Source organism: Umezawaea beigongshangensis (assembly GCF_016464305.1).
GTDB classification, from domain to species: domain Bacteria; phylum Actinomycetota; class Actinomycetes; order Mycobacteriales; family Pseudonocardiaceae; genus Umezawaea_A; species Umezawaea_A beigongshangensis.
Window position 1 is genome coordinate 1 of record NZ_JAEIOJ010000027.1, and the last position, 11,654, is coordinate 11,654.

Genomic DNA, 11,654 nt, shown 5'->3' on the forward strand with positions numbered 1-11,654 from the left:
GCCGGGAGCCCGCGCCGCGCCGCGAGGCACCGCGGGTGCCACCGGCCGCCCCGGAGCGCGCGCAGCCGCCGCGACCGGCGGCGCGGCGCGAGGCGCCGAAGTCCACCGAGCAGGGCACGCCCGTCGCGCGGGTCGGCCGGACCGACCCGTCGGTGACGACGTCGTCGCGGCTCTCGCCGGTGACCCGTCCCCCGGAGCGCACCGAGGTCGTCCGCCGCTCCGACCCGTCGCGCGTGTCGCCCGAGCCCGTCGAGCGGCCCCGCGCGTCCCCCACCAGGGTCGAGATCTCCCGCAACGACATCAAGCCCGTCGCGGTGCCCCCGCGCCAGGAGGCGCTGCCCGCCGATCCGCCGCCGCGCCGGGGCAGCAGGGCCGCCGAGCGCACCGAGTACTTCGACCCCGAGGCGGCCGGGCTGAGTCACCGCGCCGCCCCCGAACCCGCTTCGGGCGGTCGCCGCCGCGCCGAGGAGCGCGCGGCGCCCGGCCGTCGCACCGTGCCGGAGCCGGACGACGCGGGTGCCCACGCCGACGGCAAGTCCGTCAGCGAACTGCTGGCCTCGCTCGGCGGTGGCGAGTCCCCGCGCCGCAGGCGGCGTCGCGAGGACTGACGCTCACCTGTCGATGTCGCCCACGACGACGGCGAACGAGCCCAGCACGGCGGGCAGGTCGGCCACCCGCGTGCCGGACAGGAGCGCCGAGAGGGCCTGCACGTTGTTGAACGACGGGGTGCGCAGCTTCAGCCGCCACGGCGTCTTCTCGCCGCGCGAGGCCAGGTGCACGCCGGAGGTGCCCAGCGGCGCCTCCACCCTGGTGTAGACGGAGCCCTCCGGGGCCTTGACCGCCTTGGGCAGCCTCAGGTTCACCGGTCCTCCGGGCAGCCGCTCCAGGCAGGCGCGCGCCAGCCGCACGGACTGGCGCACCTCGTCGAGCAGGCAGCGCACCCTGGCCAGCGCGTCGCCCTCGGAGCGCACGACCGGCGTCACGTCCAGCTCGCGGTACGGGGGCGGCGGGTCGTCGCGCCGCAGGTCGACGTCCACTCCGGACGCCCGGCCGATCGGTCCGGTCACCCCGAGCCCGAGCGCCGCTTCCCGCGACAGCACACCGGTTCCGGCGAGGTGGTCGCTCGCGGCGAACTCCCCGATCACGTCCGCGTCCACTGTGGACAGCGCATCGGCGACCCGGTCCGTCCACCCCAGCGGGACGTCCTCGCGCAGGCCGCCGATCCGGTTGAACATGAAGTGGACGCGCCCGCCGGACGCCTCCTCCATCACCGCCTGGACGGCCTCGCGGCCCAGGATCGCGGCGCGGGTGCCGGGCGTGGAACCGCCGTCCTGGTCGCGGGTGAGCGGGGCGAGGAACACCAGGTGCGCCAGCACCCGGTTCAGCTCGCAGAGCAGGACCCGCAGCCACTGCGCGCGGGCGGGCACGTCCATGCCGGTCATCAGCTCCACCGCGAGCGCGACGGCGAGCTCGTTGCAGAACGCGGCCAGCCAGTCGTGGCGGTTCGCGAGCGTGAGGACCTGGCGGTAGTCGCGGACCTCGAACAGCTTCTCCGCGCCGCGGTGCAGGTGCCCCACCAGCGGTTCGGCCGCGCTGATCACCGGGTCGTCGCCGCTCACGGTCAGCCGCAGCCGGTAGGCGCCGTGCGCCGACGGGTGCAGCGGCCCCAGGTCGACCACCCGGTCCACGCCGAGGTGGCGCGCTCCCGCTCCGACGCCCACGGTCATCTGCTCAGGCACGCCGTCCATGCTCGCACGCCGGAGCGCTCCGGCCGACGTCAGCGGGGCGTGATCGGGCGGTGGCAGCAGCCGTGCCCCGGGCTGCGCACCTGGACGGCCGTCACGCCGGGCAGGGCGAGCTGGTCGGCGGGACGGCGTGCACGCGGAAGGAGGTGGTCACGTCCTCGACACCGTCCGCGCGCCGCCGCGAGCGCTGGTGAGAACCCGACCTCAGGGCCGCCACGGGGGCAGCGGGGGCAGCGGCGGCGGGACGCCGGGACTCGTGTGCAGCAGCCACCCGAACGAGCCCAGCCCGCCGGGCGCGCGCAGCTCGGCGGCCCGGCCCGCGCGGGCGGAGGCGTCCAGCCAGGCGTGCGGGTCCGTCGCGGCGAGGCCGGACGGCGGCGGGGTCTCGCGCACCCCCAGCGCCTCCAGGGCGTCGCGCTGGGACACCAGCACGTGCGCGCCGCCCGCCGCGGCGGCGCAGGCGTCCAGGGCCACGTGGGCGGTGACGTCGCAGGAGCCGTCCAGCACGGGCTCGACCCGCTCGCCGCGCCGGTACCCGGCGAGCGTGCCGTCCGGGTAGCGCCCGGCGGCGCGGTCGGCGCGCAGGTGCCCGTAGTCCACGGCCAGCGCCGCGCCCCGCACCCGCGCCACGGCGTCCGCCCACGCCAGGTCGCGCGGCAGGCCCACCTCGGCGGTCCAGCCGTCCCGCAGCGGCCACCAGCGCTCCAGCCACGCCCGCTGCTCCGGCGGCAGGACCGACCCGCCCACGACGACCGGGCACGGCACGGCGTCCAGCCACTCGTGCCCCACCAGCAGGCCGGTGACCGCAGCGGGCAGCTCGCGCCGCCACCGCACGCCCGGCAGCGACCGCGCCGGCCCCAGGTCCACGGCGGTCACCCGCAGCCGCCGCGCCAGGTCGCCGGACGCCAGCTCCCGCACGGCCGCGGACAGCTCACCGCCGCCCGCGCCCACGTCCACGAAGTCCAGCACGGGCGGCCGGTCGAGCGCCGCGTCCGTGCGCCTCAGCAGCTCCAGCAGCGCGAACGCCAGTTCCGGGCCGACCAGCGGAGCGGTCCGGAAGTGCTGGGACGGCCGTTCACCCCTGGTGAAGAAGCCGTCCGGCCCGTACAGCGCGCGACGCCAATCCGATTCCCGGTCCGACACGTCTGGAGTGTCCCCTAAGGTCTGTTCCCGTGACCGACGCCGCCGTGCCGCCGACGCAGTCCTCCCGCAAGCGCGTGGAGCAACGCCGCTGGACCGTCCTCCTGCCGGTCGTGGGTGTGATCGCGCTGGCCGTGTGCGGCCTGATCCTGCTCGGCCTGGGCACCTCCAAGATCGGCGCGCTGCCCATCCTCGTGGGCGCGGTCGCCGCGCTGGTCCCGGTGGGGCCGGTCGTCGGCGCCTACCTGTGGGTGGACCGCTGGGAGCCGGAGCCCGCGAAGGTCCTGCTGCTGGCGTTCGCCTGGGGCGCGTGCGGCGCGACGATCTGCTCGCTGGTGTTCAACCAGTCCGCGCAGGTACTCGGCGAGCTGATCAACCCCGGCAGCGGCACGACGTTCGCCGCCGTCGTCGGCGCGCCGGTGGCCGAGGAGGCCGCCAAGGCGGTGTTCCTGGTGGTGCTGTTCCTGCGCCGCCGCCACGAGTTCGACGGTGTCGTCGACGGCGTGGTCTACGCGGGCATCGTGGCCGCCGGGTTCGCGTTCACCGAGAACATCTACTACTTCGCCAGGGTCTTCTCCGACAGCGGGTTCGGCGACCTCGGCGGGGGCGTCGTGGCGCTGTTCGTCCTGCGCGGCGTGCTCGCGCCCTTCGCGCACCCGCTGTTCACCTCGCTCGCCGGCATCGGCATCGGCCTCGCCGTGACGAGCGTCAGGCGGGACGTGCGGATCGTCGCGCCGATCGTCGGCTACCTCGGGGCCGTGGGCCTGCACTCGCTGTGGAACTTCTCCACCACGGTCGGCACCGGCTCCGACTTCATCAACCTGTACTTCCTGATCATGGTGCCGATCTTCGGCGGCATGGTCGCGATGGTCGTGTGGCAGCGCCGCCGCGAGCAGCGGATCGTCGCGGGCCAGCTCCCCGAGATGGCCGCCAACCGCTGGATCGCGGCCAGCGAGGTGGCGCTGCTGGCCAGCCTGCCCGGTCGGCGCAACTGGCGCCGCACGGTGAGCCGCAAGGTCGGCGACGACGCGGCGCACGCCGTGGCGGACTACCAGCGCGCGGCCACGGAGCTGGCGTTCCTGCGCCACCGCGTGCAGCACGGCACCGCGGGGGCCGACGCGGAGCAGCGGCACGAGCGGCTCCTCTCCGCGCTGCTGGCCGCCCGGCACGCGGCGGTCGCCGCGCCCGGCGGGTTGCAGAGCTCCGGCGGCGACGGCCGCGGGTGAAGCTGGTCACCAGCGCCGCTCATCCGCGCCCCGCGCCGATTACGCTCGTCGCCGTCGTCCGGTACCCGCGCACAGGTCGGGACTGGAACGCCAGAAGGAGTTCGTCGCAATGAACGCGACCACCCGAGCGGACGCGGGACCGTGAGCCGCCCGGCCAGGCTCGCCGTCGGAGTCGTCTCCGCCGGACGCGTCGGCTCGGTGCTGGGCGCGGCACTCGCCCGCGCCGGTCACCTCGTCGTCGCCACCTCCGCCGTCTCCGCCGCCTCGCGCCGCCGCGCGGAGGAACTGCTCCCCGGCGTCCCCGTGCTCGACCCGCCCGAGGTGGCGAGCCGGGCCGACCTGCTGCTGCTCGCCGTGCCCGACGACGCCCTCGCCGGGCTCGTGCGCGGCCTGGTGGCCACCGGTTCCGTCCGGGCGGGCCAGATCGTCGTGCACACCAGCGGAGCGCACGGCGTGGACGTCCTCGCCCCCGCCGCCGAGGTCGGCGCGCTGCCGCTGGCCCTGCACCCCGTGATGACCTTCACCGGACGGCCGGAGGACGTGCTGCGGATGACCGCCAGCAGCGTCGGCGTGACCGCGGCCGACGGCGACGAGGTCGCCTGGAACGTCGGCGAGGCCCTCGTCGTGGAGATGGACGCCGAGCCCGTCCGCGTCCCCGAGCGGGTGCGCCCGCTCTACCACGCGGCCCTGGCGCACGGCGCGAACCACCTGGTCACCCTGGTCACCGACGCCGTCGACCTGCTGCGCTCCGCCGGGATCGACCCGGCCGAGCGGCTCGTCGGACCGCTGCTGTCCGCCGCGCTGGACAACGCCCTGCGCCACGGCGACCGCGCGCTCACCGGCCCGGTCGCCCGCGGTGACACCGGCACGCTGCGCAAGCACCTCGACGTGCTGGGCGAGCGCGCCCCCGACACCCTGCCCGTCTACCGGGCGCTGGCCCGCCGCACGGCGGACCGGGCCGAGGCGGCGGGGCTGCTGCGGTCCGACACCGCCGCCGACGTCCGATCCGCCCTCACCGACGAGGAATGACGCATGACCCAGCCGCTGACCAAGGCCGACTACGACCCGAAGGACGTGACCGTCCACCACGACCCGGCGCGACTGCGCCGCGTGGTGCGGGCGCTGCGCTCGGCGGGCCGCAACGTGGCGCTCGTGCCCACGATGGGCGCGCTGCACGCGGGGCACCGCCAGCTGATCCGCGAGGCGCACGTCCTGCAGAACACCGTGGTCGTGGTGTCGATCTTCGTCAACCCGCTCCAGTTCGGCGAGGGCGAGGACCTCGACCGCTACCCGCGCACGCTGGAGGAGGACGTGGCCGCGTGCCGCGAGGAGCGCGTGGGGCTGGTGTTCGCGCCGTCGGTGCAGGACGTGTACCCGTCCGGGGCCGCGCAGACCACCGTGAAGGCCGGTCCGCTCGGCGCTGAGCTGGAGGGCGCGTCGCGGCCCGGCCACTTCGACGGCGTGCTGACCGTCGTGTCGAAGCTGTTCAACATCGTGGCGCCCACGTTCGCGGTGTTCGGCGAGAAGGACTACCAGCAGCTCACCCTCGTGCACCGGATGGCGCGCGACCTGAACTTCGACCTCGACGTCGTCGGCGTGCCGACCGTGCGCGAGCCCGACGGCCTCGCCCTGTCGTCCCGCAACCGCTTCCTGACGCCGGAGCAGCGCGACTCGGCCGTGGCGCTGTCCGCGGCGCTCGTCGCCGGCGCGCACGTCAGCGCGCGGGGACCGGAGGCCGTGCTCGCCGCCGCTCGCGCGACGCTGGCCGCCACCCCCGGTGTCGACCTGGACTACCTGGAGCTGCGTGCTCCGGACCTCGGCCCCGCGCCGGCCCACGGCGACGCGCGGCTGCTCGTGGCCGCGCGGGTGGGCTCCACCCGCCTCGTCGACAACGCGGCGATCCTGCTCGGCGACGGCGACAACGCCGACCACGCCGGCTGACCGGTCCCACCTGGAGGTCTGCCATGTTCCGCACGATGCTCAAGTCCAAGATCCACCGCGCCACGGTCACGCAGGCCGACCTGCACTACGTCGGGTCGGTCACCGTCGACGAGGACCTCATGGAGGCCGCGGACCTGCTGGAGGGCGAGCAGGTCGCGATCGTCGACGTCACCAACGGCGCGCGTCTGGAGACCTACGTCATCACCGGTGAGCGCGGCAGCGGCGTCATCGGCATCAACGGCGCGGCGGCGCACCTGGTGCAGCCGGGCGATCTCGTCATCCTCATCGCCTACGGGCAGATGGACGACGCGGAGGCCCGCTCCCACCGGCCGCGGGTGGTGTTCGTCGACGCCGACAACCGCGTCGTCGAGCTGGGCACCGATCCCGCGCACGCCCCGGAGGGCTCCGGGCTGTCCAGCGGCGCCGTCACGCGGACGCCCTCCGAGACCGTCGACGCCGCCGCGCTCGACGCGCTGATCCACGCCGAGAGCTGAGGAAGACCGTGCTGCTCGCCATCGACGTCGGCAACACCAACATCGTGCTCGGCCTGTACGACGGGACCGGGGACGACGCCCCGCTCGTCCGCGACTGGCGGATGCGCACCGACGCCCGCATGACGGCCGACGAACTCGCGCTGACCATGCGCGGCCTGCTCGGCGAGTACGCCGAGAAGATCACCGGCATCGCGGCGCTGTCCACCGTGCCCGCGGTGCTGCGCGAGCTGCGCGTCATGCTCGGCCGGTACTACTCCGCGGTGCCCAAGGTCCTCGTGGAGCCCGGCGTGCGCACCGGCGTGCCGCTGCTCGTGGACAACCCGAAGGAGGTGGGCTCCGACCGGGTCATCAACACGCTGGCCGCCCACCACCTGCACAGCACCGCGTGCGTCGTCGTCGACTTCGGCACCTCGACGAACCTGGACGTCATCTCCGCCAAGGGCGAGTTCCTCGGCGGCGCGCTCGCGCCGGGCATCGAGATCTCCGTGGACGCGCTGGCCTCCCGCGCCGCGCAGCTGCGCAAGGTCGAGCTGCTGCGCCCGCGCTCGGTCATCGGCAAGAACACCGTGGAGTGCCTCCAGTCCGGCATCGTCTACGGGTTCGTCGGCCAGGTGGACGGCCTGGTGACGCGGATCGTCGAGGAGCTCCAGCAGACCGAGCCGGGGCCGGTGACCGTCATCGCGACGGGCGGCCTCGCGCCCCTCGTTGTCTCCGAGTCGGCCACGATCAAGCACCACGAGCCCGCGCTGACGCTCCTGGGCCTGCGCCTGGTGTTCGAGCGCAACATGCGCTGACGGGCCGCCGGGCCGCCCACGACGGCGGCCCGGCGCTCCCGGTCCTCAGACCCGGATCTGGCGCTTCACGTGCGTGAGCAGCGGCACGTCGAACTCGCCCTCGCGCGTCTCCTCGCGCGACAGCAGGAAGTCCGTCGTCCGCCGCCGAGCCTCGGCGCGCTCCCGCTCCGACACCACCAGCGCCTGCGAGTAGGTCCCGAGCGTCTCCGCGAGCGTCTCCGCCGTGCGCCGGAACGAGTGCGGGAACAGGGCCGTCTCCTCGGCCGTGAAGTGCTCGTCCACGACCATCCACTCCGCGGGGGCGCTCGGCGCGTCGGTGCCCGACGCGCTCGTCTCGGCTCGCCGCTTCACCTCGGCCACCCACGGCACGCCGCCGTCCTCCTCGTTCCACAGCCCGGCGAGCACCCCGCCGGGACGCAGCACGCGGGCGATCTCCGGCAGCGCGCGCTCCGGGTCGAACCAGTGGAACGCCTGGCCCACCAGGACCGCGTCCACCTCGCCGTCGGTCAGCGGGATGCGCTCCGCGCTGCCGGGCAGCGCCCGCACCCCGCGGCAGCGGCGCACGAGCTCGGACAGCATCCCCTCGTCGGGCTCCACCGCTGTGACGCGGTGCCCCTCGCCGAGCAGGACACCGGTCAGCTTGCCCGTTCCGGCCGCCAGGTCGAGCACTTCGAGCTGCACCGGGGAACCGACCGGTTCCAGGGCCCAGCGGACGGCCTCCACCGGGTAGTCCGGTCTGTGCTCCGCGTAGGCGAAAGCGTGCGCTCCGAACGATTTCGCCCGCCGAGCCCGCAGGTCGGCGTCGTCAGGTCGATCTTCGGCTCTCGTCACGCCTCCAACCTAGTCAGCACACCGGGTATCCGGTTCGATTTGCGCGCCGGTGTTTCCGTACCCTCTTGGCTCGTGAGCGAGCAGCCAGAGACGAACGCCGTGACCAGCGATGACGACCTCCCCGAGCAGATGCGGGTGCGTCGGGAGAAGCGCGCTCGCCTGCTCGAACGCGGCGTCGATCCCTATCCCGTCGAAGTGCCCCGCACGCACACCCTGCGCGAGATTCGGGAGAACCACCCCGACCTGGAGCCCGACACCGCCACCGGCGAGATGGTCGGCATCACCGGTCGGGTGATGTTCATCCGCAACACGGGCAAGTTGTGCTTTGCCACGCTGCGCGAGGGCGACGGCACCGAACTCCAGGCGATGCTGAGCCTGAACCGCGTCGGCGAGACCGCTCTTTCGGACTGGAAGACCGACGTCGATCTCGGCGACCACGTTTTCGTGCGTGGTGAGGTCATCACTTCCCGGCGCGGCGAACTGTCGGTGATGGCCGACGAGTGGCGGCTGACGTCCAAGGCGCTGCGCCCGTTGCCGGTGGCGCACAAGCAGCTCGCCGAGGAAACCCGAATTCGGCAGCGCTACGTCGATCTCATCCTGCGCCCGCAGGCGCGGAACACCGTGCGCAGCCGCGCCGCCGTCGTGCGTTCCCTGCGCGATTCGTTCGACCGCCGCGGATTCGTGGAAGTCGAGACGCCGATGCTCCAGACGTTGCAGGGCGGTGCGGCGGCGCGGCCGTTCGTCACGCACTCCAACGCGCTCGACATCGACCTGTTCCTGCGCATCGCGCCGGAGCTGTACCTCAAGCGCTGCGTCGTCGGCGGCATCGAGAAGGTCTTCGAGATCAACCGGAACTTCCGCAACGAGGGCTCCGACTCCTCGCACTCGCCGGAGTTCTCGATGCTGGAGTACTACGAGGCGTACGCCACCTACGACACCAACGCGACCCTGACCAGGGAGCTGATCCAGGAGGCGGCGACCGCTGTCGCCGGTTCCCACGTCGTCACCCTGGCCGACGGCACCGAGTACGACCTGTCCGGCGAGTGGACCACCCTGTCCATGTACGAGTCGCTGTCCGACGCCGTCGGGGAGCAGGTGACTCCCGACACGTCCGCCGCTGAGCTGCTCGCGCTGTGCGACCGCCACGGTCTGGAGGTCGACCCGAAGACCGGGCACGGCAAGCTCGTCGAGGAGCTGTGGGAGCACCTGGTGGGGGATCACCTGCACGCCCCCACGTTCGTGAGGGACTTTCCGGTGGAGACCTCGCCGCTCACCCGGCAGCACCGCACCAAGCCCGGTGTCGCTGAAAAGTGGGATCTCTACGTCCGAGGATTCGAGTTGGCCACGGGCTACTCGGAACTGGTCGACCCCGTCGTGGAACGCGAGCGGCTGGAAGCGCAGGCCCGGTTGGGCGCGGCGGGCGACGACGAGGCCATGCCGGTCGACGAGGACTTTCTGCGATCACTGGAGTACGGAATGCCACCGAGCGGTGGTGTCGGAATGGGTATTGATCGTCTTCTGATGGCCCTCACGGGTCTCGGTATCCGCGAGACGATCCTCTTCCCGCTCGTGCGCCCGGAATGACGGACTTCTCACGTCTCGCCAGGTGCGTATCCGCAGTTGTGCGCTAACCTGCACCTCAGCACACCATTAGTTTCGGTCGCGGTCGGGGCATGCAGTACCGCGCATTCGAGTCCTGGAGGATACGCATGGCGCAGAAGGTCACCGTAACGCTGGTCGATGACCTGGACGGTTCCACCGCTGAGGAGACCGTCGAGTTCGGCCTGGACGGCGTCGCCTACCAGATCGACCTTTCTGACGACAATGCGACCAAACTGCGCGACGCGCTCGCGGAGTTCGTCGCCGGTGCCCGCCGGGCCGGTGGTCGCAAGCGCGGCACCGGACGCCCGGTCGGGACGAAGGCCCGCCCGGCGTCGGCCGACCGGGAGCAGAACCAGGCCATTCGGGAGTGGGCGCGCAAGCAGGGCCACAAGGTCTCCGACCGCGGCCGCATCCCGGCCGAGGTCCTGGAGGCGTACCACCAGCAGGGCTGATGTGACCTGCCGCGACTGCGTCGCGGGACCGCTCGCTCCACGAGTTTCGCGAGCGGTCCCGCGACAGCGCGCACGTGTCACCCGCCGCCGATGCGCGCGTTGCCCGTTCGGGCACCGCGAGTTTCCTGTTCGGGCACCGCGAGCCGGCCGTTCGAGCACGGCGAGTCGCGCCTTCTGAGCTGGTCGGCGGCAGCCTTCTACGAGCAGACCCTCGGGCAGGTGGCGCAGGGCTCCGCGTTCGGCAGGGCGTAGTGGAAGCAGCAGCTCTCCCGGCGCCTCGTCCACGCGCCGTCCACCCTGCGCAGCGTCGAGGCCGACGTGAACGGGTCCACGCGGTCGGGCAGCAGCAGCGCCGCGTCGGTGACGCCGGACGCCTCGTCGCCGCACAGCTGACCCGCCGTCCACGCGGCGCTGTCCAGCGCGTCGGTCGCCGCCGCCCACAGCTGACGCCGGCCCAGTCGCACGGTCGGGCCGAAGGACCGCACGAACCTCGCGGCGTGCGCGGCGAACCTCGCGCGCAGCACCCCGGCCAGTGCCGTCTCGTCGGCCACCACCGTCGCCGCGGGATCGTCGCCCTCGGGGTCGTCGGGCAGGCACGCGAACTCGTCCGACAGCAGCGCCACGCCCACCGGGTGCGGACGGCCGTCCGGCGAGAGCCGCAGCGCGACGTCCTCCGGGCGCAGCGACGGGACGCGGCGGGCCGCGTGGAAGAGCAGCCCGGCGAGGTGGCCGGGAACGCTGAGGTACCACCCGGTGACGTAGCCGCCGGTCGTGCGCTCCGGAGCGACGCCGTACTGCTCGACGAGCCACTCGCCCAGGTTCGCGCGCCACGCGGCGAAGCGCTCCGGCTGGTCGAGCAGCTCGGAGCACAGCACCCAGCCGGAGGCCGCGGCGTCCTCGGGGAGGCCGAAGCGCAGCTCCACGTAGCTGGGCAGGGTGGAGGCGGCCGCGACCGAGCGGGCCAGGGGCCCGCCGCCGGGCGTTCCCGAGCTTCCGCAGGGTGCCACCCTCGCCGGAACGGTCATGAGCGCTCGTACCCTCGCGTCGTCGGTCTAAGGCGTGCCTAACCTTACAGAGGGTCGCCTGACTTGCCAGCCGACCGTGACGCCGGTCACCGGCGGCTCGGCCGATCGGGGGACTGTTCGCCATGAGCGGACACGACTCAACCCGTGGAATCACAGGGCCCCCACCTGCGTTGTCACGGGTGTCAGAGATCCCCGAAGTCGACTTGCCGCGATCGGGAACTGAGCGCGACGGCCTCGACGACTACAGTGGTCGTACGGTGCCGCGCTCTCCACGGTTCGCCATGGTGGAGCCCGAGGACCGCCGGCGCAGCAGTCAGGGAGTGCGAATGTTCGAGAGGTTCACCGACCGCGCGAGGCGGGTGGTTGTCCTGGCCCAGGAAGAGGCCCGGATGCTCAACCACAAC

12 protein-coding genes and 1 pseudogene are annotated in these 11,654 nt (G+C 73.5%); 9 read left to right on the top strand and 4 right to left on the bottom strand.

Features of this window, described 5'->3' with window-relative positions; genetic code table 11:
• A pseudogene (locus tag IMZ35_RS30005) lies at positions 1–608 on the top strand (hypothetical protein); the annotation flags it as partial.
• A 3-nt stretch (positions 609–611) separates the two neighbouring features.
• Here IMZ35_RS30005 and IMZ35_RS30010 read toward each other — a convergent pair.
• The gene (locus IMZ35_RS30010; protein ID WP_307869032.1) at positions 612–1,739 is read right to left on the bottom strand and encodes an NADH-quinone oxidoreductase subunit D; all 1,128 of its coding nucleotides are present in this window, start codon (positions 1,737–1,739) and stop codon (positions 612–614) included.
• A gap of 210 nt (positions 1,740–1,949) precedes the next feature.
• On the bottom strand, positions 1,950–2,888 hold the full coding sequence (locus tag IMZ35_RS30015) for an SAM-dependent methyltransferase (protein WP_199444595.1): 939 nt from the start codon (positions 2,886–2,888) through the stop codon (positions 1,950–1,952).
• A 29-nt stretch (positions 2,889–2,917) separates the two neighbouring features.
• On the opposite strand from IMZ35_RS30015, the gene IMZ35_RS30020 reads away from it, so the two are divergent.
• From IMZ35_RS30020 to IMZ35_RS30040, 5 genes are all read left to right on the top strand, one after another.
• On the top strand, positions 2,918–4,111 hold the full coding sequence (locus tag IMZ35_RS30020) for a PrsW family intramembrane metalloprotease (RefSeq protein ID WP_307869035.1): 1,194 nt from the start codon (positions 2,918–2,920) through the stop codon (positions 4,109–4,111).
• A gap of 141 nt (positions 4,112–4,252) precedes the next feature.
• Complete coding sequence (locus tag IMZ35_RS30025; protein WP_199444596.1) at positions 4,253–5,140, top strand: Rossmann-like and DUF2520 domain-containing protein; 888 nt, start codon at positions 4,253–4,255, stop codon at positions 5,138–5,140.
• Between the two features lie 3 nt (positions 5,141–5,143).
• Positions 5,144–6,052 carry a pantoate--beta-alanine ligase gene (panC, locus tag IMZ35_RS30030; protein WP_199444597.1) on the top strand — a complete coding sequence of 303 codons (909 nt, stop codon included), beginning with the start codon at positions 5,144–5,146 and terminating at the stop codon, positions 6,050–6,052.
• A 23-nt stretch (positions 6,053–6,075) separates the two neighbouring features.
• On the top strand, positions 6,076–6,546 hold the full coding sequence (gene panD / locus IMZ35_RS30035) for an aspartate 1-decarboxylase (protein WP_199444598.1): 471 nt from the start codon (positions 6,076–6,078) through the stop codon (positions 6,544–6,546).
• A gap of 8 nt (positions 6,547–6,554) precedes the next feature.
• On the top strand, positions 6,555–7,340 hold the full coding sequence (locus IMZ35_RS30040; RefSeq protein WP_199444599.1) for a type III pantothenate kinase: 786 nt from the start codon (positions 6,555–6,557) through the stop codon (positions 7,338–7,340).
• Positions 7,341–7,385: 45 nt separating this feature from the next.
• On the opposite strand, the gene IMZ35_RS30045 is transcribed toward IMZ35_RS30040, so the two are convergent.
• Positions 7,386–8,171, bottom strand: coding sequence for a class I SAM-dependent methyltransferase (locus IMZ35_RS30045; protein WP_199444600.1), 786 nt, complete (start codon positions 8,169–8,171; stop codon positions 7,386–7,388).
• A gap of 129 nt (positions 8,172–8,300) precedes the next feature.
• Between IMZ35_RS30045 and lysS the strand changes: the two genes are divergently transcribed.
• Both lysS and IMZ35_RS30055 read left to right on the top strand, forming a co-directional pair.
• Positions 8,301–9,755 carry a lysine--tRNA ligase gene (gene lysS, locus IMZ35_RS30050; RefSeq protein ID WP_229373684.1) on the top strand — a complete coding sequence of 485 codons (1,455 nt, stop codon included), beginning with the start codon at positions 8,301–8,303 and terminating at the stop codon, positions 9,753–9,755.
• A gap of 125 nt (positions 9,756–9,880) precedes the next feature.
• On the top strand, positions 9,881–10,225 hold the full coding sequence (locus tag IMZ35_RS30055) for a histone-like nucleoid-structuring protein Lsr2 (RefSeq protein WP_199444601.1): 345 nt from the start codon (positions 9,881–9,883) through the stop codon (positions 10,223–10,225).
• Positions 10,226–10,422: 197 nt separating this feature from the next.
• Here the strand turns inward: IMZ35_RS30055 and IMZ35_RS30060 are convergent, their stop codons facing one another.
• Positions 10,423–11,250 carry a (2Fe-2S)-binding protein gene (locus tag IMZ35_RS30060; RefSeq protein WP_199444602.1) on the bottom strand — a complete coding sequence of 276 codons (828 nt, stop codon included), beginning with the start codon at positions 11,248–11,250 and terminating at the stop codon, positions 10,423–10,425.
• A gap of 179 nt (positions 11,251–11,429) precedes the next feature.
• Between IMZ35_RS30060 and IMZ35_RS31240 the strand changes: the two genes are divergently transcribed.
• The coding region (locus IMZ35_RS31240) for a hypothetical protein (RefSeq protein ID WP_229373673.1) at positions 11,430–11,654 on the top strand (225 nt) is incomplete at its 3' end.

Excerpts from the sequence above, each read along its gene's own strand:
- panC (WP_199444597.1), top strand. The coding sequence starts at position 5,144 with ATGACCCAGCCGCTGACCAAGGCCGACTACGACCCGAAGGACGTGACC.
- IMZ35_RS30060 (WP_199444602.1), bottom strand. The coding sequence starts at position 11,250 with ATGACCGTTCCGGCGAGGGTGGCACCCTGCGGAAGCTCGGGAACGCCC.
- IMZ35_RS30055 (WP_199444601.1), top strand. The coding sequence starts at position 9,881 with ATGGCGCAGAAGGTCACCGTAACGCTGGTCGATGACCTGGACGGTTCC.
- lysS (WP_229373684.1), top strand. The coding sequence starts at position 8,301 with ATGCGGGTGCGTCGGGAGAAGCGCGCTCGCCTGCTCGAACGCGGCGTC.
- panD (WP_199444598.1), top strand. The coding sequence starts at position 6,076 with ATGTTCCGCACGATGCTCAAGTCCAAGATCCACCGCGCCACGGTCACG.